Annotated in this window: 22 protein-coding genes and 1 riboswitch; of the genes, 14 read left to right on the top strand and 8 right to left on the bottom strand. The window is 56.8% G+C overall.

Annotated elements, in window-relative coordinates; all coding sequences use genetic code 11:
• Nucleotides 1–5: 5 nt before the first annotated feature.
• From C7123_RS02300 to C7123_RS02280, 4 genes are all read right to left on the bottom strand, one after another.
• Complete coding sequence (locus C7123_RS02300; protein WP_069175656.1) at nucleotides 6–1,271, bottom strand: hypothetical protein; 1,266 nt, start codon at nucleotides 1,269–1,271, stop codon at nucleotides 6–8.
• A gap of 188 nt (nucleotides 1,272–1,459) precedes the next feature.
• Entirely contained in the window at nucleotides 1,460–3,856 is a 2,397-nt protein-coding gene (locus C7123_RS02295; protein ID WP_237269263.1) for a TonB-dependent receptor plug domain-containing protein, read from the bottom strand.
• 37 nt (nucleotides 3,857–3,893) lie between these two features.
• A riboswitch (cobalamin riboswitch) is annotated at nucleotides 3,894–4,117 on the bottom strand.
• A gap of 237 nt (nucleotides 4,118–4,354) precedes the next feature.
• The gene (locus tag C7123_RS02290) at nucleotides 4,355–5,287 is read right to left on the bottom strand and encodes a DUF6261 family protein (RefSeq protein ID WP_159049804.1); all 933 of its coding nucleotides are present in this window, start codon (nucleotides 5,285–5,287) and stop codon (nucleotides 4,355–4,357) included.
• Nucleotides 5,288–5,765: 478 nt separating this feature from the next.
• Complete coding sequence (locus C7123_RS02280; protein ID WP_037978803.1) at nucleotides 5,766–7,058, bottom strand: hypothetical protein; 1,293 nt, start codon at nucleotides 7,056–7,058, stop codon at nucleotides 5,766–5,768.
• 242 nt (nucleotides 7,059–7,300) lie between these two features.
• Between C7123_RS02280 and C7123_RS02275 the strand changes: the two genes are divergently transcribed.
• A complete protein-coding gene (locus C7123_RS02275) occupies nucleotides 7,301–8,107 on the top strand; it encodes a phospholipase A (protein WP_107490685.1) in 807 nt (268 codons plus the stop codon).
• A gap of 67 nt (nucleotides 8,108–8,174) precedes the next feature.
• On the opposite strand, the gene C7123_RS02270 is transcribed toward C7123_RS02275, so the two are convergent.
• Nucleotides 8,175–9,293 (bottom strand): glycosyltransferase family protein, encoded by a 1,119-nt coding sequence (locus C7123_RS02270; protein WP_237269262.1) that lies wholly within the window; start codon nucleotides 9,291–9,293, stop codon nucleotides 8,175–8,177.
• Nucleotides 9,294–9,376: 83 nt separating this feature from the next.
• Nucleotides 9,377–10,493, bottom strand: a protein-coding gene (prfB, locus tag C7123_RS02265; protein ID WP_107490565.1) for a peptide chain release factor 2 whose coding sequence is annotated in 2 segments (ribosomal slippage) — nucleotides 9,377–10,429 and nucleotides 10,431–10,493 — 1,116 coding nt in all. Because the reading frame shifts where the segments join, the coding sequence is not laid out codon by codon here.
• A gap of 470 nt (nucleotides 10,494–10,963) precedes the next feature.
• Here prfB and C7123_RS02260 point away from each other — a divergent pair.
• A complete protein-coding gene (locus tag C7123_RS02260) occupies nucleotides 10,964–12,073 on the top strand; it encodes an FMN-binding protein (RefSeq protein ID WP_069175652.1) in 1,110 nt (369 codons plus the stop codon).
• 42 nt (nucleotides 12,074–12,115) lie between these two features.
• Here the strand turns inward: C7123_RS02260 and C7123_RS02255 are convergent, their stop codons facing one another.
• Nucleotides 12,116–12,370 (bottom strand): hypothetical protein, encoded by a 255-nt coding sequence (locus C7123_RS02255; protein WP_069175651.1) that lies wholly within the window; start codon nucleotides 12,368–12,370, stop codon nucleotides 12,116–12,118.
• Between the two features lie 431 nt (nucleotides 12,371–12,801).
• On the opposite strand from C7123_RS02255, the gene C7123_RS12810 reads away from it, so the two are divergent.
• The 12 genes from C7123_RS12810 to C7123_RS02190 all read left to right on the top strand — a co-directional run bounded on the left by C7123_RS12810 (nucleotide 12,802) and on the right by C7123_RS02190 (nucleotide 24,414).
• On the top strand, nucleotides 12,802–12,939 hold the full coding sequence (locus C7123_RS12810; protein WP_159049803.1) for a hypothetical protein: 138 nt from the start codon (nucleotides 12,802–12,804) through the stop codon (nucleotides 12,937–12,939).
• Between the two features lie 313 nt (nucleotides 12,940–13,252).
• Nucleotides 13,253–14,548: a cobyrinate a,c-diamide synthase gene (locus C7123_RS02245; protein ID WP_069175649.1), complete on the top strand. Its 1,296-nt coding sequence runs from the start codon at nucleotides 13,253–13,255 to the stop codon at nucleotides 14,546–14,548.
• Nucleotides 14,549–14,753: 205 nt separating this feature from the next.
• Nucleotides 14,754–15,503 carry a tRNA pseudouridine(38-40) synthase TruA gene (gene truA, locus C7123_RS02240; protein WP_083206930.1) on the top strand — a complete coding sequence of 250 codons (750 nt, stop codon included), beginning with the start codon at nucleotides 14,754–14,756 and terminating at the stop codon, nucleotides 15,501–15,503.
• Nucleotides 15,504–15,630: 127 nt separating this feature from the next.
• Nucleotides 15,631–16,194 (top strand): elongation factor P, encoded by a 564-nt coding sequence (efp, locus tag C7123_RS02235; RefSeq protein ID WP_037979746.1) that lies wholly within the window; start codon nucleotides 15,631–15,633, stop codon nucleotides 16,192–16,194.
• Between the two features lie 126 nt (nucleotides 16,195–16,320).
• Nucleotides 16,321–17,022 carry a RadC family protein gene (gene radC / locus C7123_RS02230; protein ID WP_069175647.1) on the top strand — a complete coding sequence of 234 codons (702 nt, stop codon included), beginning with the start codon at nucleotides 16,321–16,323 and terminating at the stop codon, nucleotides 17,020–17,022.
• A gap of 1,151 nt (nucleotides 17,023–18,173) precedes the next feature.
• On the top strand, nucleotides 18,174–18,491 hold the full coding sequence (locus C7123_RS02225) for a metal-sulfur cluster assembly factor (RefSeq protein ID WP_037979741.1): 318 nt from the start codon (nucleotides 18,174–18,176) through the stop codon (nucleotides 18,489–18,491).
• Between the two features lie 27 nt (nucleotides 18,492–18,518).
• On the top strand, nucleotides 18,519–19,271 hold the full coding sequence (locus tag C7123_RS02220; protein WP_069175646.1) for a UDP-2,3-diacylglucosamine diphosphatase: 753 nt from the start codon (nucleotides 18,519–18,521) through the stop codon (nucleotides 19,269–19,271).
• Nucleotides 19,272–19,578: 307 nt separating this feature from the next.
• Entirely contained in the window at nucleotides 19,579–21,537 is a 1,959-nt protein-coding gene (gene thrS, locus C7123_RS02215; protein WP_038009712.1) for a threonine--tRNA ligase, read from the top strand.
• A 56-nt stretch (nucleotides 21,538–21,593) separates the two neighbouring features.
• Nucleotides 21,594–22,229, top strand: a complete 636-nt coding sequence (infC, locus tag C7123_RS02210) for a translation initiation factor IF-3 (protein ID WP_037998688.1) — start codon at nucleotides 21,594–21,596, stop codon at nucleotides 22,227–22,229.
• A gap of 38 nt (nucleotides 22,230–22,267) precedes the next feature.
• Nucleotides 22,268–22,465, top strand: coding sequence for a 50S ribosomal protein L35 (gene rpmI, locus C7123_RS02205; protein ID WP_037979733.1), 198 nt, complete (start codon nucleotides 22,268–22,270; stop codon nucleotides 22,463–22,465).
• A gap of 111 nt (nucleotides 22,466–22,576) precedes the next feature.
• A complete protein-coding gene (gene rplT / locus C7123_RS02200) occupies nucleotides 22,577–22,924 on the top strand; it encodes a 50S ribosomal protein L20 (protein ID WP_069175645.1) in 348 nt (115 codons plus the stop codon).
• 452 nt (nucleotides 22,925–23,376) lie between these two features.
• Nucleotides 23,377–24,414, top strand: coding sequence for an alpha/beta hydrolase (locus C7123_RS02190; RefSeq protein ID WP_216820861.1), 1,038 nt, complete (start codon nucleotides 23,377–23,379; stop codon nucleotides 24,412–24,414).
• A gap of 473 nt (nucleotides 24,415–24,887) precedes the next feature.
• Here C7123_RS02190 and C7123_RS12805 read toward each other — a convergent pair whose 3' ends face one another.
• Nucleotides 24,888–25,055 carry a hypothetical protein gene (locus C7123_RS12805; protein WP_159049802.1) on the bottom strand — a complete coding sequence of 56 codons (168 nt, stop codon included), beginning with the start codon at nucleotides 25,053–25,055 and terminating at the stop codon, nucleotides 24,888–24,890.
• Nucleotides 25,056–25,903 lie beyond the last annotated feature (848 nt).

Below are 25,903 nucleotides of genomic sequence, written 5' to 3'. Positions count from 1 at the left end.
ATCGTTTATTCCTCGATGCCCACGATGCGTTCGAAGTGGTAACCCTTGGCGATGGTCATGCCCTTGGTCACCTGGCCCGACGGGATGTCGTAGATGTAGATACACGTAGGTGCGTCCTTCGGGTTGACACCGATGTAGGCCTTGTTACCGAGGACGAGTGAGCGCTGCGAGAAGGTACCGCTGCTGAAGGGCAGGTTGGTGCCGTTGTATTGGATCTCGGTCAGCTGATCCGTCGTCAGGTCGAGGATGGCGTAATAGCAGTTGTAGTCAGCACCCCAGCCCTTGGCACCGGTGTGCTCCGGATCTTGGATGTAGAGCAGCGCCTTGGTCGGAGAGAGACAGTCGGCGGTAACGATCTTGCCTTTGGGGTGGTTGTAGCCGCGGTAGCTCTTGTCGAACTCCGTCGCGCCCTTCTTGATGCGCAGCAGGGCACCGTGCTGTTGCGTGGAGCTCTTGGCGCCGGCGTTCACACTGTTGCAAGCCAGATAATAGTCGCCGTTGGGGGTGAAGAAGCTCTTGTGCTGGAGCAGTTCGCCGTAAGCCGTGCCGGCCATGAACTCGGCGCGCGTCTCCTTGACCACCTTCTCCGTCTTCATGTCTGCGGCGTTGATGAAGGCCAGCTGGAAGCCACTCTTATCGTTGCTGTAGGTGAAGGCATAGAGAATCTTGCCGTCACGATAGTTAGCGATGCCGGAGGTGTTGAACTTGTCTTTGTCTGGCGGTGCGGGCAGGTCGAGCTCGCCCTCGCCGAGGATGGTCATGTTCTCGGTGTCGATCTTGATCCAAAGGATCTTGTCCGACTTGCCATTCGAGCCGATCAGCACCAGGGTGTGGTCGTTGATCCAGGCGTGCGTGTAGCGGCGGTCCTTCAGCGTGTTCTTTTTGAAGCTGACCTCCTTGACGACGGCTATCTGATGCGTCCCTCCGGCGTCAACAATTTGATACTTGCCGAAGCGATCCTTCTCCTGCGGAATCTGGTAGTAATACTTACCGCGGATGATGGTCTCTTGATAGAGTTTCTTCGTCACGTCTACGCCCGAGCCTTTGAAGTCGAGCTGCGTTTGTGCGTCGAGCGACTGGGTACTCTTGACCAGCAGCGCTGCGGTCGAGCCCATGCCACCCTCTTCGCCCACAGCCACCCAAAGGTCGAAGTGGGCTTTCTGCGTAGGACCCGGATTCGGTGTTGGTTCCGGATCATCATTACATGCCGTGAAAACGGCTGTCGTTAGCGCCATGATCAGCGCCCAAGCGTAACATTTGATTGCTTTCATCTCTGTGTCTATTTATTGGTGTAAGTCAATTGTCATTCTTAATGGAAGGGCTTCAGTCAACCCTCTGCCCTCTATTCTACCCTCTACTCTCTACTCTCTACCCTCTACTCTCTACTCTCTACCCTCTACTCTCTACCCTCTACTCTCTACCCTCTACTCTCTACTCTCTACCCTCTACCCTCTACCCTCTAATTAATGAACACACGGAACTTGCAGAAGAAGGCACGGCCCGGCTTCTGGAGTTTATAGTTGTCGTAGAGCGTACGGTCGAAGAGGTTGTTGCACGAGAGCGAGATGTTGTAGCGCTCATCGGCGAAGGAGACGGAGAGGGAGACGTCGTGGCGATACTGCGTGGGGATGCGCGACTTGCTGTCGAGGCTGCCGTAGCCCTCCCAGGTGAGGAAGAAGCTGCGGACAAAGTCGAAGTTGTACGTCAGCCGCACCGTGCTGCGGGGGATGAGGAGGTCGCGCCGCTTCAGCGTCGCCTCGACGTGGGCAAAGAGCCACGGGCGATTGGGGATGCGGTTGCGATAGGTGATCATCTCCTTGCCGTCGGGATAGTAGCGCGTCATGCTGCGGGCGTCCTCCCAGCTGCCGTTGGCCACGACCTGCAGCAGGTCGGAGTAGGCATAGCGCAGCTCGCCCTCGAGGCCCCGGATGCCCACGCCGGGCACGTTGTCGTACTGGCTGGTGCCTTCGGTCTCGGAGACGACGAGGCGGATGTAATCCTTCACGTCGCGATAGAAGGCGTTCAACTCGTAATCCAACCGATGACCGGGGGCGGGGCGGAGCGCACCGAAGAAGCCGAGGTTGATATTGTGACTGTTCTCCGGACGCAGACGTAGGTTGGCATAGACGGTGGTGCCGTTGCCGAGCAGCTCGCGCGACATGGGTAGACGCAGACTGTGCTCGTAGGAGGCTTTCACAGCGAAGGCGTCGGAGGGGAAGGCGTAACGCGTGGCCAGGCCGTAGCCCGTATGATTCTTTGTCGAAGAGCCCTGCACCTCACCCGAACCGGTGATCCAGGGGAGTTCCTGCTGCCCAACCTTCAGGTAGTTCGTGTAGTTCTTGACGAAGAACGTGTTCTGCCAACGGTCTTCGACGAGCAGCTGGCTATAGGAGAGGCCGAGTGTATGCTTGGCGAAGATGTCGTCCGAGGGCGCAAAGTCCGAATCCACGTCGTCCGTACGGCGATTGCCGGTGCGGTTCATGAGGTAGTTCAGGTTCAGCGAGTGGTGCAGGCTGAAGTGGTAATCCAGCCCGAGGCGGACGAGCATTAAGGGGCGGCGATAGTGTCGGTGCATGCGGTCGCGGCCTAAGATCTCGCTGCGGGCGGACTCGATGTAGGAGCCGTCCCAGCGGTATTTGCGGAAGGTGGTGTCGATCGTCTGGGCGTGATCCCAGGTGTGTGAGGCCGAGAGCGAGGCGTTGAGTCCGGGCAGGAAGAGGGCCTTCTTGGCATACCGCGCGGCGATGTTCCAGGCCTCCGTCTGACGTTCGGCGGCGCCGTAGACGATGGTCTGCATGGCGCCCGTCTGAAGCTGCTTGCGGGTGGTGGAGTAGGAGGCAGAGACGAACAGCTCGTCGGCCCAGGTGCGGCGGCTGACGCCGGCCTCGAGCTGCATGAGGGCGGAGAGGTAGTCGTCGTGGAAGCGACGCCGATCGGTGAGGCGGAACTCCTGCGCCGCCTCGTCCCACAGCTCCACGCCGCGCACTCGGTAGTCGTTCTTGGAGAAGTTGAAGCCTGCCGCAGGCCGCACGATAATCCCCGTGCGCCGATCGACGACCTGCGCAAAGAGGTCGGCCTTATGCGTGTGGAAGGAGCCGATGCCGTACGAAGCGTCGAGGTAGTTGCGCTGCTCGCGGCGGGTGATGATGTTGATGGCGCCCCCCAGCGCGTCGGCGCCGAGGTAGGCCGGGACGACGCCTTTGTAGATCTCCACGCGCTCGATGAGGTTGACCGGGAGGTTGGCGGGCGATACGCCGCTGCCCTTCGTGGCGAGCGGCAGGCCGTCCATGAAGTAGCGGATGGAGTTGCCCGAGAGGCCGTTGATCGATAGCTCGAAGTCGGAGCCGACGCCGCCCTCCTCGCGCACCTTGACGCCGGCGGTGCGGCCGACGAGGGTGTTGAGGTCGTGCAGCTGACTCAGCTGCGCCTTGACATCGGGGGCCGCGGCGGCGAAGGCGCTCTCGCGGAGACGCTGTGCGGGGCTTTTGGCGTAGACTTCGACAACGTTGAGTGTGACGGCGTCTTCCTCGAGCACAAAGTTCTGCGTGGGGGTTCGCGCTGCGTCCACCTCGGCCTTAACCGTCTTGTAACCGACGGACGAAACGGTGAGCGTCGTGCGTCCGGCGGGCAGTTCGAGGGCATAGGCACCGCGGTCGTCGGTGGATGTGCCACGCTGTGCACCGGCAGCGACCGTGGCGGCCACGACAGGTCTACCCGCAGCGTCGCGCACCGTACCTCGCACCGTGCCCTGTGAGGCGGCGTCGAGAAGGTAAAGCAGCCCGGCAAGCAGCATCAGGGCGCGCCGCAGTGCGACGTCCGACAGGCATCTCCTATGTATCTCGTATGTGTGAAACATCCCTTTTGTAACCTCCGCCCCTTGACCCCGAGGGGCGGTATACGTGTTGTTTCCGGCAGGTTTCCTGACTTCACCCTGAAGGGGGGCTGTGGGCCTTCCCGCCGCTCCGGGGGCGGCAGTGGCACGTCTTGCGGGTGCTCTCCTTTGTTCGATAGGCGGGGTGTTACAGTAGCGGGCACTGTTCCAGTCTTTCACTGGATTCCCTTTTTACGCCGTGGGCCGGACGGCCTACGATGCGTCACCGAAAACGGCGGCAAAAATAGAATCAGAAAGCAAAGTAGAAAGGCATCAGGGATGCCAGCCAAGTTTGCCTGGTACATGAATGGCGTGTACCCATGTAGGGGCGTATTGCATACGCCCCACCGAACGGTCCCAACGGGGCCGAACGATCCATGCCAACCGGGTACAAAAAAGGGCACCCCCATCTGTTTGGGGATGCCCTTTAATCATTCCGGGTACCTGTGGGGCGAATGCAATTCGCCCCTACAACCGGGTACCCTATTCCTCCGGCAACGTGATGTCAGGATTACCGTCGCCACCCGGTTTCTTCGGATCCTTCGGTTTCTCGCCATCCGGTTTCGGTGGCTGAGGCGTCTCCGGCTGCTTCGGATCCTTCGGCTGATCGGGCGTCTTGGGGTCCTTGGGTTGCTTAGGCTCTTTCGGTTGCTTAGGTTCCTTGGGCTTCTTCTTTGCAGCAGCCTTCTTCTGAGCAAGGCTCCGATTATAATCGGCATCGATACGATCGGCCAGCTTGCAAAGGTTCTCAGCCAACGTAGCGATAACCTCGGGGTCGATCGGCGTAGCACCATTGAGATAGTTCCACTGTAGGATGAGGATTACGCGGTCGTAGATGGCATCTGTTTCGGGGCGGATCTTGCTGGAAAGTGGAAGTTTCGCACCCGTGTCAGACGTCATGCGCTTCGTGTATAAGTCGTCGAACTCTTGGTTCGTCGTTTCCAGTTTTGTGAGCATCGGCGTGAGTCCGAGCTTGGCTATATCTGCTGCGTTCTCCGTCTTTTTCAGGTCGGCCACCAGCCCCCTGATGTCCGCCGTTTCACGATCGAAGCCTTCGTTCTGCATCCCGTTGTACGGTTTGACTACTGCCGCAATACGAATCGCAGCCTCTACGATGTCCTTATCAGGCAGGAACTGGGCATTGCGAATGGTGCCCATGATGTAAGTCAACAGCCCATCGCGTTCCCCATCTTTCTCCTGCATCAACCTTGTCTCAGCGCTTATTTGCGAGACCTTGGTGATGTCCGTCTCGATACTCTTATTGCCGTCCCACTCGACCATCAGCTCGTTCGGGATGCCCAGTTTGGTGATGTCGGCACCCTTAACCAGGCCATAGGCTAAGCTGTGAAATTGCACATGCAGGGAATTGTCCAATTTGCTCATTCCCGGCTTCCTGATCTCTACTGTCTTTTTCATTGTGTGTACTTTTTAGTTCGCGTTTATGTCGTGTACTACTATGCTGCATAGTGGGGGGCTCTATTTCTGTTGCGCCCCGGGTTGCTTTCGCCAAAGTTGCCCGAAATGGACCTCGCCCCGGGTCACTTTCGCCAAAGCTACCCCAAATGGACCTCGCCCCGGGTCACTTTCGCCAAAGCTACCCGAAATGGACCTCGCCCCGGGTCGCTTTCGCCAAAGCTGCCCGAAATGGACCTCGCCCCGGATCACTTTCGCCAAAGCTGCCCGAAATGGACCTCGCCCCGGATCACTTTCGCCAAAGTTGCCCGAAATGGACCTCGCCCCGGATCGCTTTCGCCAAAGTTGCCTGAAATGGACCTCGCCCCGGATCACTTTCGCCAAAGTTGCCCGAAATGGACCTCCGCCCCGCAGCGGGGGCGAAAGTAGAAAGATTCGGGAAAGGGGGCGTGTGAGCCCCCCCCCACGTTTTCGCTTGCGGTCAGACGTCGTCGTCGAGTGAGGAGAGGTATTTCTCGATGAACTCGTTGGAGATGCTGGTCAGCTTCTCTTCGCGGTCGGCCAACTCGCGCATCTCGTTGAGGCGGAGCAGGTGCTCACAGCCGGCCTCGCGGAAGAGACTCGCCAGACGCGAACGCTGGTCGATCTTGGAGGCAAAGAAGGTGCTGAGGCGGTCGATGCAGAGGTAACGCTTGTCGAGGGCCTTGAGGCCGGCGTAGCTGGAGAGTATCTCTCCCTCGGGCGTGTGGTCGTAGGTGATGAAGTAGAAGGTGCGGATGACGATCTTACGGTCGCGCGTGAAGTCGGCAAAGAAATACCCCACCCGGAAGCTGAAGACGCTGAAGGAGATCAGCAGCGAACCCTTGTACCAATCCACGTCGAAGGAGGTGAAGCAGAAGTTCATGTACGTATTGACCACGTTGGGCGAGAGGCCGTCGACGCGCTCGAACATGCGCTTGATGGCGTGCTCCTGGATGTAGACGTCGTAGGGGCGGTCGGGGTCCAGCTCGGGGATGTAGGGGTTGTGGGGGATGCAGGCCGAGAGCCAGCGGAGGCCGTCGTTGAGGATGTCCGGAAAGCCGACGCGGAAGAGTAGCCGTCGCTCGCCCTTGCGGTCGGTGCCCCAGATGGATTGCGGCTTGCAGGAGGAGAAGTCGACCGTGCGTCCGACGCGGTTACGCAACATTTCGAAGTTGCGCTTCTTGAACCACAGGAGGTGCATGCAGGGGTTGGAGAGCTGGAAGATGTAGGTCATCAGGGTGCTGGTGTACTGATACTCCATGCGCACCAGCACGCGGTCGAACTCGGCCGAGAACTCGTAGGGGTTGTTGATGCCGCGCATGGAGAATCCGCCCGCCTCGATGATGTCTACAATGCGGGCGTAGATCTTGTCCTCCGGATACTTGGGCTCGCGCAGGAGGTAGAGCGAGAGGGGCATCCAAATGTCGTAGAAGTCGAGGGCCGAGATGGTGCGTTTCTCGCCTTCGCGCAGGGTGAAGGGCATCTTGTCGAAGTCCATGTAGTAGTAGAACTCGCTCTTGATGATGTCCAAGTCTTCCTTGTTGAAGATGGTCATATCCGCGGCGTTGATGCGGAGCAGCGTCGGTCGAGCGGAGTAGAGGACGCGCAACATGGAACGGTCGATGTACTGTATGGCTTCACTATACCCCAGCTCGCGGAGCAGGTTGAAGACGCGTTTCTTGTAGACGTTGTATCGTCGTGCCTCTTCTTCTTTTCGGGCTTGGGTAGCAGCCGCTTTTTTCTTTTTCGCCATGACTATGTATCTATATTTTGAATAGGTGAAACTTGCGCTTTCGGGTGAACCCCCTGAAGGCGCTTTTTGTGGGCCTCCGGTGGCTGCCCACGCTCGCTGTGGGGGCATCGTGGCTACGTTTGCCACCTGTAAAATCACGCCCCCTGTTTATGAATTACGTTTATCTCTTATCCCTTTTGCTTCTGGCCCTGCCGACGGCCACGCATGCGCAACAAGACGTGTCGGCCTTCAAGCGTGGCCGCATGCGTGGCGACAGCCTCCGCACGGAGCTCCTGCGCCGCATCGAGGATGCACGCCCGGACTACAATGCCGACAGCGTGCGGGCGGTCATCGAGAGCGGGCCATACTTCGGCATCTTCCGCGACAACTACTTCATCGGCGGCATTCCGATTGGCGGGCCTGTCCGCCGCGACAACGCCAACGTGAAGTTTCAGATCAGCATCATCCATCGCCTGACCAAGAGTCGCCTGCCTTTCGACACGTATCTCTTCCTGCAATTCACGCAGAAGACGATCTGGAACGTCTTAGAGGAGTCGCTCCCGATGCGAGATCTGAACTTCAATCCCGGCGTAGGCTTGGGCCACCTCATCGTCTACCACAACAAGTATATCGGTCACGCCCTCTTCATGTTGGAGCATGAGTCGAACGGCAAGGACGGCCCCGCGTCACGCAGTTGGAACAAAGTCTCGCTCAGCAGCACCCTCCTCCTCAATCGCCACATGGAAATGCAGCTCAAGGCCTGGATCCCCATCGTGGACGGCGAGAACAATCGCAACATCCTCCGCTACTCGGGTTTGGCACAGATGGGACTGCTCTATCGCACGGACAATCGGCGTGTGCAGGCAGGCATGCTGGCCACTTGGCGGGCGCACTCCTTCAGCTTCAACACCCAATGGGAGCTTAGCCTCAAGATCAGCCGTCACGCCAATCAGTACCTCTTCTTCCAGTACTACAACGGCTACGGCGAAAACCTCCTCGACTACGACCGTTTCAAGAGTGTCCTCCGCCTAGGGATGGTGATCAAGCCCGAAGGCTTCTCCATTTACTGAGGCCGGAGGATGGCGCTTAGGGCTGGGCGAAGAGTCATCTACCCCTCAACGCGCCGCTCTCCACGCGCTACTCCCGATCGACCACGGACGTCAGTTCGCGGACGAAAGTCTCTTCGGCCGAGAGCAGCCAGCGGCGGAAGGTGTCGTGATCAAACGTGCGCGGAGTCTGCATGAAGTTCAGCAGCCGCGAGAGGTCGAACGAGTCACCCGTCGTGGCGGCGCCGGGGATCGACGAGGCGTCGGCGGCATTGATCTCTTGTTCCAGGTGCGCGGGGATGAGCATCACGGGCTTATTCAGATAGAGCGCTTCGCAGACCGACTCGAATCCGGCCGTGGTGATGTAACCGCGGCAGCCAGCCATGTAATGGAGGAATTGCTCATCGTCGATGCGGTGAAGCGTCAGCGTGTCGTCCACCCGGAGTTCCGCCGGAGCGTCACGCTTGTCCCAGAAGAAATGCAGGCGGACGTCCGGGTGGGCGTCGTGCCAGCGGCGCACTTCGTTCTCAAAGCCCTGATTGAGCATATAGCCGAGGATGTAATCCCCTTCCGTGGCTTGCAGGTCGAGCACCTCACGCCTGAGGAGCGGCGGCACGACCACGATGCGTTCCCTGACGCATGACTTCATCGGATAGAAGGATAGGGCCAGGAGCTTCGTAGCGCCGATACCCGTCAGCAGCGTGTGCAGACGCAGGACGAGGAGGCTCTGTGCGTCGCCCGTGCCATGCCGATAATCGGGGTGGCGCAGCAGGTATTGGTGGGCGATGTTGACAAAGGGGATGTCTATGCGGAAGCGCAGCTGCGCCAGGGCGGGGAGCATCTCGTAAAAGTTCACCACCACGTCCGGCTGCTGCTTCTTGATCCGTCGGTGAATCATTTCAATGCTTTGGCCGTACTGCCGCAGCTTTCGCGGATTGCCGTTGTAAAATGCTGTGCGGAGCTTGTCGAGACGCTTATGATCCTTCTTATAGATCAGCGACGGGGCTTCGTAGGCGCGCACCGGCGCTTTGACCTTCGATCGAAAGAAGGAGGGCACTTCGCGCCCGTGACTCTTACCGACCAGTACCTCCACGACCTCGTGGCCGTGGCGCCGCAACATATCGGCGAGTGAGAGCGCTTGCGTCAGGTGGCCGCGCCCCTCACCTTGGACAATAAACAGGAACCGCAGTGGGCGGGTTGCTTCATTCATTGGGATAGGGAGTCAGAAGTAGTTCGGAGGTAGTTGAAGTAGTGAATCGTAGACCTGTTTGGACGTCTGACAGACGATCTCGCCTAATTTTCTACGGCTGCGAACTCCATCAAGTAAGCCTTAATAAATCCATCAATCTTACCGTCCATCACGCCGCCCACGTCGGAGGTTTGGAAGTTCGTCCGGTGATCCTTCACGCGGCGGTCGTCAAAGACGTAGCTGCGGATTTGCGACCCCCATTCGATCTTCTTTTTTCCGGCCTCCACCTTGTTTTGCTCCTCCATCCGATGCTGCATTTCGCGGTCGTAGAGGATGGATCGGAGTTGACGGAGGGCGTTCTCGCGGTTCTTCGGCTGATCGCGCGTCTCGGTGTTTTCGATGAGGATCTCCTCCTCGGCACCCGTGTACGGGTCTTTGTACTGATAGCGCAGACGGACACCAGACTCTACCTTGTTGACGTTCTGACCTCCCGCGCCGCCGGAGCGGAAAGTGTCCCAAGAAATGCGCGCCTGCTCCACGTTGACCTCGATCGTGTCGTCGACGAGCGGTGTGACAAAGACGGAGGCGAACGACGTCATGCGTTTTCCTTGCGCATTGTATGGCGAGACGCGCACGAGGCGATGGACGCCATTCTCCCCTTTGAGATAGCCGTAAGCATAGTCACCTTCGATATTCATCGTGACGGTTTTTATGCCTGCCTCGTCGCCTTCTTGTAGGTTGCTGATGGTCACCTTGTATCCATTGGCCTCGCCCCAACGCATATACATGCGCATAAGCATCGAAGCCCAGTCTTGGCTTTCGGTACCACCGGCGCCGGAGTTAATCTTGAGCACGCAGTTCATCGCGTCGGCCTCGCCGCGCAACATGTTGCGAAATTCGAGGTTCTCCACCAGTTCCTTCGTGCGCGCATAGGCGGCGTCGACCTCGTCCTCGGTCGTCACGCCCTCCTTGACGTATTCGAAAGCCAGGCTCAGCTCCTCCGTCGCATCGTGGACAGCGCGGTATAGCTCAATCCATTTCTTCAGATCCTTGACCACTTTCATCTGCGCCTCCGCCCGTTGGGCGTCTTCCCAGAAGGCCGGGTCGCGCGTGCGCAGCTCTTCTTCCTCTAATTGAACGGTTTTCGCATCGACGTCAAAGAAACCTCCTCAACGCCTGCTCGCGTTCCAACATATCCTTCAGTTGGTCTATCGTAATCATGTTCGTAAATCTTGTTCGTTCATTCTGTGAATAAAAAGCCTCGTTCGAAGCGGTCGCAAATGTAGAATCTCCGTCCAAAACGCCACGGCGTCGGGGGCGGCCTATTTTCAGGATCTGCGGCGTGGCGGGAGATGCTTTCCGAAAAATGTAGGGCTGAAAAAAGTAATGCTTGGGGCAATCGATCGAGTGGGGGAGATGCTCCGCGGGGCAGGTTGGGCAGTCGACATATTTACTTGGTGTGCAGCGTGGCAGGGGAGGAACTTCGTCAGTTATCGCTGCCGAAAAATTGGCGCCAGCGCTTTATCTTTGTCCCCGAAATCCATATCTTTAGGTGGGGGCGTCCGGGACCATATCTTTTTTTCATTTACGCAATGAATCTCCAAAACCCCGGATGCCCTACCTTCTTTTTTTGCCCTTTCCGAGAGGATGGCGGGCAGATCGATCGCTTTCCCTATCGAATTTTAGACCCAATGAATAGAAGAAAATGGATGCAGCTCCTTTGTTTGGTGACCTGCTTTTTGATGATGATGTCCATCGCCCTGTTGCGCGGTGGCAAACTTTTCGGGCACGATTTTACGGCCAAAAAATCCACCTCGACGGAGGCACCGAAGGACACCGTGCCCACGATACGCACCTCGTCCGACGGCACGACAGTGATCAACACCACCGCGCTGGGGGCCGACCTTGTCGGCTACGCCGGCCCGGTGCCGATCGAACTCCATCTGCGTGACGGGCGCATTGAGCGCCTCGAGGTGCTACCGAACAGCGAGACGCCCTCGTTCCTCGAGGCGGTGACCGATGAGCTGCCCGCGCGCTGGGTCGGGCACACTGCGGAAGAGGCGGCCACGATGGAGGTGGATGTCGTTTCCGGCGCCACGTTCACCTCGCGCGCACTGATCGGAAACGTTCGCCGCGCCGCTGCCTATGCGACAGACCATCCCGCCGCACCCTCGCTCTGGGACACGCTCGACCTCTCGCCCGGGTCGATCGCCGCGCTCTTGGTCGTACTCCTGGCCGCCATCCTGCCCCTTTTCGTGTACAATCGCACGTATCAGACCGTGCAGCAGGTGCTTAACGTGGCTGTGCTCGGCTTCTGGAGCGGCTCCTTTCTCTCCTACACGCTCTTTTTGGGATACCTCACCAACGGTGCCCAGCTGCTCCTGTCGATCGTTCCGATCGTGATGCTCGTCACCGCCTTCATCTACCCCCTTTTCGGTCATCCGCAGTACTACTGCACCCACATCTGCCCCCTCGGATCGCTGCAACAGTTGGCCGGGCGCGTCAACCGACGCAAGTGGCACCTCAGCAGCCGTACCGTCCGCCTATTGGAGCGTTTTCGCAAAGGGCTTTGGGTGGCGCTGATGATTTGCCTCTGGACCGGCGTACTGGCCGACTGGATCGACTGGGAACTCTTCCCCGCCTTCCTTGTCCGCACCGCGCCCGTGGTCCTAATCATCCTCACCGCCATAGTGACCCTCCTTTCGGCCTTCATTCCTCGTCCCTACTGCCGATTTGTCTGCCCGACAGGCACCCTTTTCAAGATGTCTGAGGGAATGAAGCCGAAGCGTGCCTTCCGATAAGAGGCAAGGATTTGAGTCCGACAGTTATCGGGGATCAAAAAATTACCCACATGTACCCGGGTAGGGGCGTATTGCATACGCCCCTTGGATGTTTTCGGTAGGAAGCGAATGATCGATACCGAAAATGGGCGTTTTTTTTCTTGCCTTCAGGATCTTCTTTTCTTCCCTTGATACAAGAAAAGGCCCCTTCCGGGGCAGGGAAGTTTTTCCTGGTACATTTTTAAGACCGATCATGTATCCGGTCAAATTCCCCGGCCTCGGTGAGGCCTTGATCTTCTTTTGCTTCTTTTCTTCCATCAAGGGAAGAAAAGAAGATCATAGCAAGGCCCCAAAACCTGCCGGGTTTTGGATTCCGCCAAACGACATAGCACGAAACCCGGCGGGTTTTGGATTCTGCCACACGACATAGCGTGAAACCCGTCGGGTTTTGGACCTTGCCACACGACATAGCGCGAAACCCGGCGGGTTTTGGACTCTGCCACACGACATGGCGTGAAACCCGGCGAGTTTTGGACTCTGCCACACGACATGGCGTGAAACCCGGCGGGTTTTGGACTTTGCCACACGACATGGCGCGAAACCCGGCGGGTTTTGGACTTTGCCACAAGTCTGAGTGAAACCCGGTGGGTTTTACTGAAACTTGTGGCAAAACGAATCCGAAACCCATCGGCCGGCAGGCGGTAGGGGCGTATTGCATACGCCCTTTGGACGTTTCCGGTAGGAAACGAATGATCGACATCAAAAAAGGGGTATTTTTTCTTGCCTTCATGTTCTTCTTTTCTTGTCTTGATACAAGAAAAGAAGCAAAAGAAGATCAAGGCCTCACCGAGGCCGGGGAATTTGGCCGGGTACATGATCGGTCTTAAAAATGTACCGGGAAAAACTTCCCTGCCCCGGTAGGGGCCTTCCCTTGATGGAAGAAAAGAAGCAAAAGAAGATCAAGGCCTCACCGAGGCCGGGGAAGTTGGCCGGGTACATGTGGGAACGGAAAAGAGGGCGGGGAATTAGGCCGGATACGGGTGGGGGTGGAAAATGGGGTACTTTTTTCTTTGCTCCGTCGGTCGCTGACCGATATTTGTCTGGCGGGAGCTTCAATATCGGTGCGCGTACGCTTCTTTTGCAGGCGATTTTGAACAACCCGGCGGCGCACTGACGCGACGCCCTACATTTTCTACAGATATGATTCCTCAATGGCTCATCGCGGCCACAAACTCAGGCTGTGGCAAGACCACATTCACCATCGGGCTACTGCGCGCACTCCGGCGACGCGGGCTCTCCGTGCAACCTTTCAAATGTGGGCCGGACTATATCGACGCACGCTATCACACCCGGGCCGCGGGCCTGGCGTCCGTGAACCTCGACACTTGGATGGCGTCGCCCGATCATATACAATATATATATGGCAAATACGGCGGGTCGGCCGATGCGTGCGTGGCCGAGGGCGTGATGGGGCTCTTTGACGGCTTCGACAAGACGCGTGGAAGCTCGTCCGAGGTGGCGCGGACGCTCGGCCTGCCGGTCGTGCTCGTCGTCAATGCCCGTTCGACGGCCTACTCCGTGGCGGCTCTCATCCACGGCTTTGCGTACTTTGATCCGCGTGTCGAGGTGGCCGGCGTGGTCTTTAATATGGTCGCCTCGACGTCGCATGCCGCTTACCTCCGGGAGGCGTGTGCCGACGTCGGTGTGCCTTGTCTCGGCTGCCTGCCTCGGCTGGCGGAGCTGGAGGTGCCCTCGCGACACCTCGGGCTGACGCTCGATACGAATTTCCAACTCGAACAATGGATCGATCGCGTAGCCGACACCGTCGAGCAGCACGTCGATCTGGATCATTTGCTCAGCGTCTGCCGTCGCCCCACGCCCCCCGCCGGCCAGGCCCCGCCCCTCATGCGCCCCATCGGACGCGTGGCCGTGGCCGACGATGAGGCGTTTGCCTTCGTCTATCGCGAGAACATCGCCAGGCTCGAGCAGGCCGCCGAGGTCGTCCGCTTCAGCCCGATGCGAGACGAGCGGCTGCCGGAGGCCGATCTGGTCTACCTGCCGGGCGGATACCCCGAGTTCCATCTCGACGCCCTCACGGCGAACACCCCGATGCGCGACGCGATCCGTCACTATGCCGAGCGCGGCGGCCGGATACTGGCCGAATGCGGCGGCATGATGTATCTCTGTCGCGCCGTGACGGGGATGGACGGCGTGCGGCGGGAGATGGTCGGCATCCTCGCTCAGGACGCCACGATGGAGGGTATGCGGCTGCGCCTCGGCTATCGCCGTTTCGAGCTTGGCGGGACAGACTGGCGCGGCCACGAGTTCCACTACTCCTCGGTTGTTCCCTCGCCCGACGCCCCGCCCAGCGTCGCCCAGCAGTACAATGCCAAGGGCGGCACGGTCGATACCCCCGTTTATCGCCACGCCAACGTCCTGGCCAGCTATACCCACCTCTATTGGGGCGAGTCGGACATCGCGACGCTGTTCGGATAGGGCGCCACGAGGTAAAGACGGGCCGGCGTCCCTGACGCCTTGATTTTCTTTTGTTTCTTTTCTTGTATCAAGACAAGAAAAGAAGATGAGGCGCGGGGCGAAGCCGCGCAAAAAGACCCCCCTACTTCTTACTACTTTTTACTACCGGGCACCATGAGCGGCGCCCTTACTACCGCGGCCATTAGGCCGCATAACAACCCTTCTGATGAGATACTTCATTTGGCTATCATACACCGGTGGCGCCTACTGCGGCTGGCAGCGACAGCCCAACGGCATGAGTGTGCAACAGCGCGTGGAGGAGGCCTTGGCCACCATCCTTCGTCAGCCCACGCCCCTCACCGGAGCCGGCCGTACAGACGCCGGCGTGCATGCCCGACGCATGGCGGCGCACTTAGATACGGACGTCCCGATCGACGATCCCGCCGGGTTGGTGGGTCGGCTCAACCGACTCCTACCGCCCGACATCGCCGTGTGGAGCCTCGACGCCGTGCGGCCCGACGCCCACGCCCGGTTTTCGGCCACGGCGCGCACCTACGAGTACACCGTGACGGGCGTCAAAGACCCCTTCGCGCCTCCGGCCGTACATCGGATGGTCTTGCGAGGCGTCGATTTTGAGGCTATGAACCGCGCCGCGGCGACGCTGCTGGACTATCGCGACTTCACTTCTTTCAGCAAGTTACACACCGATGTGAAGACCAACCTCTGCCACGTGACGCGCGCCGAATGGCGACGCCAGGGCGACCGCTGGACGTTCACGATCACGGCCGACCGCTTCCTGCGCAACATGGTCCGCGCCATCGTCGGCACCCTTCTCGAGGTGGGGCGCGGCCGACTGAGCGAGGAGGGCTTTCGACACGTGATCGAAGCCCTCGACCGCAGTCAGGCGGGCGACTCGGCCGCCGCCGAAGGTCTCGCACTCGTCGAGGTGCACTATCCGGCCGACATCTATCTTTAGTCCCGATCACGCCCTCCTTGGGCGCCTCAGATCCCGCTCCGGAAGCGGCTTTTGACTTTTGCGAGATTGGTCTACTTTTGCGGCCAGTTTAATTTTCAACGAATTACAGTAATAACAGAATAAGAAAATGATTAACTCTCAAGACATCAAGAAAGGGACCTGTATCCGCCTCGACGGCAAGCTCTACTTCTGCATCGACTTCCTTCACGTAAAGCCCGGGAAAGGCAATACGATCATGCGCACGACCCTGAAAGACGTCGTTCGCGGCAATGTGATCGAACGCCGATTCAACATCGGGGAGAAACTGGAAGACGTACGTGTGGAGCGTCGCCCGTACCAGTACCTTTACCAAGAGGGCGAAGAGTTTATCTTCATGAATCAGGAAACTTTCGAGCAAATCCCTATTGCCAAGTCGCTGATCAACGGGGTAGACTTTATGAAAGAGGGTCAGATTGTAGACGTCGTCTCGGATGCCTCTACGGACACGATTCTCTTTGCCGACATGCCCATCAAAGTGCAGCTGGCCGTGACGTACACCGAGCCGGGCATCAAGGGAGACACGGCGACGAACACGCTGAAGCCGGCCAAGGTTGAGTCAGGCGCTGAAGTGCGCGTGCCGCTCTTCATCAACGAGGGGGATGTGATCGAGATCAACACCCAGGACGGATCCTACACGGGTCGCGTGAAGTGACGCGCGTCGCCGTCCTATACCTATATATATAGGGGTGCGGCAAGGGGGAGCATACGCATGCTCGCCCCGTTTGTCAATCACCCGTAGCGGTTACTTACCATTCGTAACGCGTAACGATTGGGCGCAATGGACGACAGGCTGCGCATCAAGGAGTTGGCCGAGGAAGATCGGCCGCGCGAGAAAATGCGGCTCAAAGGGGCCGCTGTGCTGAGCGACGCCGAGCTGATCGCGATCTTGATCGGATCCGGTAGCAGTACCGAAACGGCCGTGCAGCTCTCGCAGCGTATCCTCGGCACCGTCGATAACAGTCTCGGGCGGCTCGCCCGCCTGACCGTCGACGAGCTGATGGCTTTTCGTGGCATCGGCGAGGCGAAAGCCATCACCATCGCCGCCGCGATGGAGCTGGGGCGGCGCAAGGGACTCACCAACGACGACGCGGACCGCGACACGATCCGAAGCAGCGCCGAAGCCTTTCGCCTCTTCCATCCGCACCTCTGCGACTTGCCGCACGAGGAACTCTGGGCGGCCTTCACCAATCGCAGTGCCAAGGTGATCGCCCGGACGATGATCAGTCGCGGCGGCACAGATCATACCTCCGCCGACGTGCTGATCGTTCTCAAAGCAGCGATCAACAACCTCTGCTCGGGCATTGTGCTTTGCCACAACCATCCCTCAGGCGATCCCCGCCCCAGTAGGCAGGACGACGCCCTGACCGATCGCATCGCCCGCGCCGCTGCGCTCCTCGGCATCCAGCTGATTGATCATATCATCCTCTGCGACAAGCGATATTATAGTTACGCCGACGAAGGTCGCCTGCCGCGCACCTAACCCTCGTTCACGCTCCGAAGCGTACCTCTTTCGGTCAAGGTGCCGCGGACTCAATCCTCAACCCACCCGGCTTTGAGGCCAAACGAAAGTTGCCCCCAAGGGCGCGCCAAATCCCGCAGCCCGCAGGGTTGCATGAATGTTTTTTTGACCCCTTTCGGCCAAGGTGCCGCGGGCGCAGCCCGCAAATCGCCCGGCCTTGAGGCCAAACGACCGTCGCCCCCAAGGGCACGCCAAATCCCGCAGCCCGCAGGGTTGCAGAAATGTTTTTTAGCCCCCTTTGGGCCAAGGTGCCGCGGGCGCAGCCCGCAACTTGCCCGGCCTTGAGGCCAAACGAAAGTTGCCCCCGAGGACACGCCAAATCCCGCAGCCCGCAGGGCTGCATGAATGTTTTTTTTAGCGCCCTTTCGGCCAAGGGTACCGCGGACTCAGTCCGCAAATTGCCCGGCCTTGAGGCCAAACGACCGTCGCCCCCGAGGGCGCGCCAAATCCCGCAGCCCGCAGGGTTGCATGAATGTTTTTTTAGCCCCCTTTGGGCCAAGGTGCCGCGAGCGTAGCCCGCAAATCGCTTGGTTTTGAGGCCAAACGAAAGTCGCCCCCGAGGGTGCGCCAAATCTCGCAGCCCGCAAGGCTGCATGAATGTTTTTTAGACCCCTTTGGGCCAAGGTGCCGCGGGCGCAGTCTGCAACCCGCCCGGCCTTGAGGCCAAACGACTGTCGCTCCCAAGGGTGCGCCAAATCCCGCAGCTCGCAAGGTTGCATGATTGTTTTTTAGCCCTTTTTGGGCCAAGGGTACCGCGGACTCAATCCGTAACTTGCTTGGTCTTGAGGCCAAACGAAAGTCGCCCCCGAGGGCGCGCCAAATCCCGCAGCCCACAGGGTTGCATGAATGTTTTTTTAGACCCTTTGGGCCAAGGTGTCGCGGGCGCAGCCCGCAACTTGCCCAGTCTTGGGGCCAAACGACTGTCGCCCCCAAGGGTACGCCAAATCTCGCAGCCCGCAGGGTTGCATGAATGTTCTTTAGACCTCTTTCGGCCAAGGATACCGCGGATCAATCCGCAACCCGAACGGCCTTGAGGCCAAACGAAAGTCGCCCCCAAGGGTGCGCCAAATCCCGCAGCCCGCAAGGTTGCATAACTACTTTTTAACTCCATTATGGATAACGAATTCCTGAGAATAGAAGAAGAGATCGTGAAGGTCCTTCGCACCGTTTTTGACCCCGAGATACCCGTCAATATTTACGATCTGGGACTAGTCTACCGCGTCGAAGTCGACGACGATAAGGATGTGACGATCGACATGACCTTCACCGCGCCCAGTTGCCCAGCCGCCGACTTTATCCTGGACGATGTGCAGCAAAAAGTGGAGGGCATCGCTGGCGTGCATGGCGTGACGATCAATCTTGTCTTTGAGCCCGAGTGGAACAAGGACATGATGACCGACGAGGCTAAGCTCGAGCTGGGCCTGTTCTAATCCCGCCCCTCCGCCGACCTTCCCTCTGTGAAGAAGATCTACTTTGCCTCCGACGCCCATCTCGGCAACCGTTACGCGGCCGATCCCATGGCCGACGAGAAGCGGCTCGTCCGCTGGATGGACCGCATTGCCCCGGATGCCGCGGCCATCTACTTTCTGGGTGACATGTTCGACTATTGGTACGAGTACCGCTACGTCGTGCCCCGCGGCCACGTGCGTTTCTTGGGCAAACTGGCCGAGCTGCACGACGCCGGCGTGGAAATCCACCTCTTCATCGGCAACCATGACATTTGGATGTTCGATTACCTACCCGCCGAGGTGGGCGCTGTCATCCATCGCGGCCCGCTGACTGTGGAGCTGCTCGGCCATCACTTTTTCCTCGCTCACGGCGATGAGGTGGGCTACCAGCCCCGAAAATACCGCTTCATTCAGCGCATCTTTCGCAATCGACTCTGTCAAGTGCTCTATGCCTCGATCCACCCTCGGTGGACGTTCGGTTTTGCCCGGGGATGGTCGCTCAGCAGCCGTCGCAAAGGCCTCGCCGAGACACGTCGCGCAGCCGCACAGGAACGCAACACACGCTCGCTCGACGCCTTTGCCCGCACTTATTTGCAATCCCATCCCGAGACGGATTTTTTCCTCTTCGGCCATCTCCACCTCATGCTTGACCGCCAGCTCACGCCCCACACTCGCATGATTGTCCTCGGCGACTGGATGCAGTATTTCTCTTACGCCGTCTGGGACGGCCTCGAGCTCCGTCTGCTTCAAGACGAAGGCTGACCGCGCTCCCGATCACTTTTTCCTTGGTGAGAAGTGATCTTTCGGGACATTTACCCTGTTTTTCGCCCTGTCGGGATTATCGATCGAAAAACTGGATTGATTTTCCGCTGTGAGGGGAGGTCGGATAGCGATCCTTGCTCGGTTTTGCACCCCGACGGAGGGTGTCAATGGGATCAAGGGCGTGTTTTTCGAAGGGTAACTTTTTGCAATGGAAACGGAGGTGTCTTATGGCCCCCGTTTTTAGATCCGTACGCATGTCTTTACTTTGCGCCCATATTTACAGCAGACAGATTTTCAAATAGCAATAATGATAAAAGTCACATTCCCGGATCACTCCGTAAAAGAATTTGCAGAGGGAACGACCTCCATGCAGATAGCCGAAAGCATCAGCCCCAGACTGGCCAAAGAGGTGCTCGCGGCCAAAGTTAACGGCACCGTTTGGGACCTCACACGACCTCTCAACGAAGACGCCCAAGTTGAACTCCTCAAATGGGAGGACGAAGGCGGTAAACACACTTATTGGCACTCCAGCGCACACCTTATGGCCGAAGCCCTCCAGCAACTCTATCCCGACGTTAAGTTCGGTATCGGCCCCGCCATAGAAAACGGCTTCTACTACGATGTCGATCTGGGCGACCGCACCATCACAGACGAAGACTTCTCACGCATCGAAGCTCGCATGCAGGAATTGGCTGCACGCGCCGAACCGATTGTCCGCCGGAGCATCTCCAAGGCTGACGCCATGAAGATGTTTGGCGACCGTGGCGAGGTGTACAAGACGGAACTAATCAGCGAACTCGAAGACGGTAAGATTTCCACCTATACGCAAGGCTCTTTCACCGACCTCTGCCGTGGTCCGCACGTTCCGGATACATCGTACATCAAAGCGGTCAAAATCACCAGCGTGGCCGGAGCCTATTGGCGCGGCGACGAGAAACGCAAGCAACTCGTGCGTCTCTACGGCATTACTTTCCCGAAAAAGAAGATGCTCGACGACTACCTTACCATGCTCGAGGAGGCGAAGAAGCGAGACCATCGTAAGGTAGGCCGCGAACTAGAGCTGTTCACCTTCTCACCTGCCGTAGGTGCCGGTCTGCCTCTGTGGCTCCCTCGTGGCACACAGCTCCGACTCAAACTGGAGGAGTTTCTCAAGCAGATCCAGAAGAAGTATGGTTACAAGCAGGTTATGACACCGCATATCGGCAGCAAACACCTCTACGTCACCTCCGGCCACTATGCCAAATACGGCAAGGACTCTTTCCAGCCTATCCACACGCCGCAGGAAGGCGAAGAGTTCCTTCTCAAGCCTATGAATTGCCCGCACCACTGCGAGATATACAAATCTTTCCCACGTTCCTACCGTGATCTGCCTTTGCGCCTGGCTGAGTTCGGCACGGTTTACCGTTACGAACAGAGCGGCGAATTGCACGGCCTGACGCGCGTCCGCGGCTTCACGCAAGATGACGCCCATATCTTCTGCCGCCCCGATCAGCTTAAGGACGAGTTCCTCAAGGTGATGGATATCATCTTCATCATCTTCAAAGCGCTCAACTTTGAGAGCTTCGAGGCGCAGATCTCCCTCCGCGATCCTAACAACAAAGAGAAATACATCGGCTCCGATGAGAACTGGGAAAAAGCTGAACGTGCCATCATCGAAGCCTGCGAAGAGAAAGGTCTTCCAGCCAAAGTAGAGCTTGGCGAGGCCGCTTTCTACGGTCCCAAACTCGATTTCATGGTCAAGGATGCTATTGGACGCCGTTGGCAACTGGGTACTATCCAAGTCGACTATAATCTGCCCGAACGATTCGAGTTGGAGTACACAGGCGAGGATAACCAGAAGCATCGCCCAGTGATGATCCACCGTGCGCCCTTCGGCTCCATCGAACGCTTTGTTGCCGTATTGATCGAGCATACCGGCGGAAAGTTTCCCCTCTGGCTTACTCCTGACCAAGTTGTCGTACTTCCCGTAGGCGAGCGCTACAATGACTATGCTCATCGCGTGGCCAAAGAGCTGGAGCAGCATGACATCCGTGTCCTCGTAGACGACCGTAACGAGAAAATCGGACGTAAGATTCGTGACAACGAGCTCAAACGTATCCCCTACATGCTTGTCGTCGGAGAGAAGGAGCAGGAAAGCAATTCCGTATCTGTCAGGAAACAAGGTGAGGGCGATAAAGGAGTAATGGAAATTTCTACATTTGCCGCGCTTTTAACAGACGAGGTCAACGACATGATGCATCGCTGGGAAAAAGAACAGATAAATTGATTTCACCGTACAATTAAAAAGGAGGATATATTACTCATTTGGATACGAGAGGTAAGATGAGAAACGACAAACTGAAGGACCAATACCGGATCAACGACCGGATTCGCGTACCTGAAGTTCGTTTGGTCGGCGAGAATGTGACTAACGGAGTCTATCCGATAGAAAAAGCATTGCAGATAGCAGAGAGCCACGAGATGGATCTGGTGGAGATCTCTCCCAACGCCGATCCCCCGGTGTGTAGAATCACCGACTATCAGAAGTTTCTTTATCAGCAGAAAAAGCGGCAGAAAGAGCAAAAAGCTAAGTCGGTCAGAGTCGTCGTGAAGGAGATCCGCTTCGGACCGCAGACTGACGATCACGATTATAACTTCAAGCTCCGCCACGCCAAAGAGTTTTTGGACGAGGGTGCCAAGGTTAAGGCCTACGTATTTTTCAAAGGCCGCTCGATCCTGTTTAAGGAGCAGGGAGAGGTGCTGCTGCTGCGATTTGCTAACGATCTGGAAGAGTATGCCAAGCTGGATCAGATGCCTGTCTTAGAGGGTAAGCGCATGACCATCATGCTTTCGCCTAAGAAGAGCGTATCGAGCAAGGCCGCTGCCGCTAAACAGCAGGCCGCTGCGGTACAGAAAGCCGCCAAGAACGCCGATGACACCCAGCCCACAGAATCCGCTGACTCCGACGAGGAAGAATGATATATACATCGATATACAGTATTAATTAAGAGTAGATTATGCCAAAGTTGAAGACTAATTCCGGTGCCAAAAAGAGGTTCGCCCTTACCGGAACAGGGAAGATCAAAAGAAAACATGCCTTCAAAAGTCACATCCTGACTAAGAAGACGAAAAAGCAAAAGCGCAACCTGACCGCCACCGGTCTCGTGGATCGCGCCAATGTTCGTAGCGTGAAGGAAATGCTTTGCATGAAGTAAGTTGATCCGCAAAACAGAGAGGACAGAATATCATTTTACTAACCGAATGAATCAGCGCCAAAGATCATCGCTTGCAGAAGGGATGACGCTGACATTCAAAAACAAGAACTTATGCCAAGATCAGTAAATCATGTTGCTTCGAGAGCAAAAAGAAAACGGATTCTGAAACTTACGCGCGGCTACTATGGCGCCCGTAAGAACGTGTGGACGGTAGCTAAAAACACGTGGGAGAAAGGTCTGACCTACGCCTTCCGCGATCGTCGAAACAAGAAGCGCAACTTCCGCGCCCTGTGGATTCAGCGTATCAACGCTGCGGCACGCCTTGAAGGGCTGTCGTACTCCCGACTGATGGGTGGGTTGCGTGAGGCCGGTATCGAAATCAACCGCAAAGTGTTGGCCGACCTTGCCGTCAATCACCCCGAGGCGTTCAAGGCCGTTATTGCCAAGATCGCGAAGTGACGATGAAAAGATAATGTGAGAAAATAGATCGTTGAAGGAGCTCGGCCCGATGAAGGTCGGGCTCTTTCTGTTTATTGTCGCCACTCTGCGCACCCCATCCAAGCCCTTAACCGCCTGCCCTATGGACATCCTTATCGTTGCCATTGTGACGTTCGCTATCAACCTGTTACTAGGACGGTGGCGCGTACGCTATCGGAAATTCAGCCCCATGTGGTGGGTGCTGATACATGCCTCGATCCCCATCGTTATCCCACTGCGTATAGGACTCGGCGTACCGTTATGGACGATACCCGTTTTTATTACCCTGGGTGTGGCGGGTCAAGCGTTAGGAGCGAGGCTCAGATGGTGATCCTCGGCGGGGCACGCTTTACGATTCACAACACGATCGGGAGGACGCCCAAATCCTCTCTTCCCCCAATCACCCGGGAGCACAACTCCCATAAATTCCCGTTATGAAAAAGACATTTTTACTGTTGATCGTCGCTTCCGCGTGTGTAGCGACGGAAATGGCCTGCATGTCGCGCGAGGCGAAAGATCCTGTGGTGCAGGCTGATGCGAAACGTGGCGAGACACAGATTGACACAGCGCCGTCGATCGCCACACCTGCCCCCGAACCCGTTCGCCCGAAGGTAACGACCGAAACAACCTGGTCCGAAATCGTTACCATACCCCAGTTCAAGGGCTTCGGCCAGTACATTTTGGCTCGCGAGCGCATCGGATACAAGCCCCACATGAAGTTAGCCGATGTGGCCAAGACATTGCCCTTCCACCGTAACGTTGACGCCAATCAGGCTGCCGATTGCATTAACAAAATGATCGAGCGCGTCGATGCCGGTCGGATGAGCTACCACAGCATTGGGCAGGACGTCGGTCTTTTCTTCTTCCGCGGTCGGCCCGGCGCCCCGTTTGCCATTATCAGTGCCGGCGGCGGGTTTTACTACGTCGGATCCATCCATGAGGGCTTCCCGTTGGCGATGGCACTCAGCGACTTAGGCTATAACGCCTTCGTTCTTCAGTATCGCACCGGCGGGTTTCAGATCGCTTGCAAAGATTTGGCCCGCGGCATCGATTACGTTTTCAAGCACGCCGACGAATGGAAGGTCGGTACCGCCGACTATTCCCTTTGGGGCGCCTCGGCGGGGGCTGAAATGGCCGCTGCGCTCGGTTCGCACGGCACACGGCACTATGTCCCGAGCATTGTTCGGCCTCGCCCGGCCGCGGTCATCCTCTGCTATACCGAGCACGCCGATTACACCCGTCACGACCCACCCACTTACGCCGTTGTTGGCGCTGACGATCGTGTCACGAAGGCTTCCGCCATGCGTCGCCGCGTAGCTAACCTCAAGGCTGCCGGCATCGACGCCGAGGTGCACGTTTACCCGAACCTTGTTCACGGTTTCGGTATGGGCATTGGCACTACCGCCGAGGGATGGCAGATAGGAGCTGTCAAGTTTTGGGAGAAATACATCAAAAAGGACCGCGCAAAGTGACAAAATGACATTCTTTGACCGCCAGATAAACCTTTTCGTAGCCTTATTGCCGTACGCAGGCGTAAAATGAAGCGCAAAGGAGGCGAGTCGGCTGACGCGACTCTATCCCATAACGAAAGACCGGAAGGCTTTGCGCTTTCCGGTCTTTTTTTGATCTAAAATATCGGCGTTTCTTATCTTCATCGAGAAGATTTATACCCTAAATCCATCGAAAAATCACTTCCACAAGTAGATTTTGATCATCAGTCTGTCATAAATTCAATTCCGAGAAAAGAAGAGTATCTAGAATCTACCAAGAATCTGCTTCCATGAAAAGAAAATGGCAGAGCACCTATCGATGATTTTCTTCACTGACACTTTTCCTACTTCAAATTAGATCAAGATATGCTTCTCTGACTCACTTTGCACTCAAAACCTATCAAAGATTTGCTTCTCTGATACATACCAGATCTAAAAATTGGCGGGAATTTGCTTCATTGGCACTCTTGGATGGGAATCCTTGCCGGATTTTTCGTATCTTTTGGCTCTTGGATAGGAATCCTCGCCGGGTTTTTCGTGTCTTTTGGCTCTTCGATAGAAATCCCCGGCAGGCCTTTCGTATCTTTTGTCTCTTGGATGGGAATCCCCGGCAGGTCTTTCATGTCTTTTAGCTCTTGGATAGGAATCCTCGATGGGTTTTTCGTGTCTTTTGGCTCTTGGATGTGAATCCTCACCGGGTTTTTACTTTTAAGAGCGCGCTCTAAGTCTGATCTATATAAAAATGGGCTGATCTTTTATCGTGGTAACGCTACTTTATATGAGTTTGGCTATGTGATTGCTTCTCGGAACAGTTCTTCTTTTCTTTCCTTGATGAAAGAAAAGAATCAAAAGAAAATCAAGGCGATGATCGCCATCTATTGTTGCCTTGTACATGTAGTTAATGGGCAGTATTTTGTGCACCTAGGGGATAGGAAGAGCATCCTCGCTGGTTTTTTGCTTTTGAGAGTGCTCTATAAGTCTAATCTGTATAAAGATAGGCTGATATTTTATTGTGATAGCGCTGCTTTGCATAGGCTTGGCCATGTGGTTGCCTCTCGGAACGGTTCTTCTTTTCTTTCCTTGATGAAAGAAAAGAATCAAAAGAAAATCAAGGCGATGATCGCCATCTATTTTTACCTTGTACATGTAATTAATGGGCAGTATTTTGTACAATTGGAGAGGGAGGGGAGTGTCCTTGTGAGGTTTTCGTTTTTGAGAGCATGCTCTAAGTTTGATCTATAGAAAGATAGTCTGATCTTTTATCGGGATAGCGCTGCTTTGCATGGGTTTGGCCATGTGGTTGCCTCTCGGAACGGTTCTTCTTTTCTTTCCTTGATGAAAGAAAAAGAATCAAAAGAAAATCAAGGCGATGATCGCCATCTATTTTTGCCTTGTACATATAGTTAATGGGCGATGTTTGGTACGATTGGGGGAGGGGAGAGCCATCTTTGCCGAGGGCTTGCTTCTCCGT

Origin of the sequence: Tannerella serpentiformis (genome assembly GCF_003033925.1) — a bacterium.
Classification (GTDB): Bacteria; Bacteroidota; Bacteroidia; order Bacteroidales; family Tannerellaceae; genus Tannerella; species Tannerella serpentiformis.
Note: the sequence above shows the minus strand (reverse complement) of the source record. Positions and strands in the feature narration are given on the sequence as shown.

Bases quoted from the DNA above. Each gene is read 5' to 3' on its own strand.
- radC (WP_069175647.1), top strand. From the start codon at position 16,321: ATGGACGACAGGCTGCGCATCAAGGAGTTGGCCGAGGAAGATCGGCCG.
- efp (WP_037979746.1), top strand. From the start codon at position 15,631: ATGATTAACTCTCAAGACATCAAGAAAGGGACCTGTATCCGCCTCGAC.
- C7123_RS02280 (WP_037978803.1), bottom strand. From the start codon at position 7,058: ATGGCGAAAAAGAAAAAAGCGGCTGCTACCCAAGCCCGAAAAGAAGAA.
- rplT (WP_069175645.1), top strand. From the start codon at position 22,577: ATGCCAAGATCAGTAAATCATGTTGCTTCGAGAGCAAAAAGAAAACGG.
- C7123_RS02260 (WP_069175652.1), top strand. From the start codon at position 10,964: ATGAATAGAAGAAAATGGATGCAGCTCCTTTGTTTGGTGACCTGCTTT.
- C7123_RS02270 (WP_237269262.1), bottom strand. From the start codon at position 9,293: ATGAATGAAGCAACCCGCCCACTGCGGTTCCTGTTTATTGTCCAAGGT.
- C7123_RS12810 (WP_159049803.1), top strand. From the start codon at position 12,802: ATGATCGACATCAAAAAAGGGGTATTTTTTCTTGCCTTCATGTTCTTC.
- C7123_RS12805 (WP_159049802.1), bottom strand. From the start codon at position 25,055: ATGAAAGACCTGCCGGGGATTCCCATCCAAGAGACAAAAGATACGAAA.
- C7123_RS02255 (WP_069175651.1), bottom strand. From the start codon at position 12,370: ATGGAAGAAAAGAAGCAAAAGAAGATCAAGGCCTCACCGAGGCCGGGG.
- rpmI (WP_037979733.1), top strand. From the start codon at position 22,268: ATGCCAAAGTTGAAGACTAATTCCGGTGCCAAAAAGAGGTTCGCCCTT.
- thrS (WP_038009712.1), top strand. From the start codon at position 19,579: ATGATAAAAGTCACATTCCCGGATCACTCCGTAAAAGAATTTGCAGAG.
- truA (WP_083206930.1), top strand. From the start codon at position 14,754: ATGAGATACTTCATTTGGCTATCATACACCGGTGGCGCCTACTGCGGC.
- C7123_RS02295 (WP_237269263.1), bottom strand. From the start codon at position 3,856: ATGTTTCACACATACGAGATACATAGGAGATGCCTGTCGGACGTCGCA.
- infC (WP_037998688.1), top strand. From the start codon at position 21,594: ATGAGAAACGACAAACTGAAGGACCAATACCGGATCAACGACCGGATT.
- C7123_RS02225 (WP_037979741.1), top strand. From the start codon at position 18,174: ATGGATAACGAATTCCTGAGAATAGAAGAAGAGATCGTGAAGGTCCTT.
- C7123_RS02290 (WP_159049804.1), bottom strand. From the start codon at position 5,287: ATGAAAAAGACAGTAGAGATCAGGAAGCCGGGAATGAGCAAATTGGAC.
- C7123_RS02300 (WP_069175656.1), bottom strand. From the start codon at position 1,271: ATGAAAGCAATCAAATGTTACGCTTGGGCGCTGATCATGGCGCTAACG.
- C7123_RS02275 (WP_107490685.1), top strand. From the start codon at position 7,301: ATGCGTGGCGACAGCCTCCGCACGGAGCTCCTGCGCCGCATCGAGGAT.
- C7123_RS02190 (WP_216820861.1), top strand. From the start codon at position 23,377: ATGAAAAAGACATTTTTACTGTTGATCGTCGCTTCCGCGTGTGTAGCG.
- C7123_RS02245 (WP_069175649.1), top strand. From the start codon at position 13,253: ATGATTCCTCAATGGCTCATCGCGGCCACAAACTCAGGCTGTGGCAAG.